Origin of the sequence: Mycobacterium persicum (genome assembly GCF_002086675.1) — a bacterium.
In the GTDB taxonomy this organism is placed as follows: domain Bacteria; phylum Actinomycetota; class Actinomycetes; order Mycobacteriales; family Mycobacteriaceae; genus Mycobacterium; species Mycobacterium persicum.
This window is the reverse complement of record NZ_MVIF01000372.1, coordinates 1-234: the sequence shown is the minus strand read 5'-3', so window position 1 is coordinate 234 and position 234 is coordinate 1. Positions and strand designations below refer to the sequence as shown.

At 78.2% G+C, this 234-nt stretch carries 1 protein-coding gene; it reads right to left on the bottom strand.

What is annotated here, in order from left to right; translation table 11 throughout:
* Positions 1 to 234, bottom strand: a 234-nt coding sequence (locus BST40_RS31015) for a hypothetical protein (protein ID WP_208618984.1), incomplete at both ends; no start/stop codon positions are given.

Here is a 234-nt window from a genome sequence, read left to right as displayed (position 1 = left end):
CGCCCCCGTTGCCCGACAGCCACCCGCCATTGCCTCCGGATCCGCCCGGGCCGCCCGAGCCGGAGGTTCCCGCACCTCCGCCGGCACCTCCGGCGCCCCCCGATCCGGCAAGCCAGGCGTTGCCACCGGACCCGCCGGCACCTCCGTTTCCCACACCGGCCCCGCCGGCGCCGCCGGTCCCTCCGGTGCCGAAAAGTCCTCCGGTTCCACCGGTTCCGCCGGCACCGCCGGTGC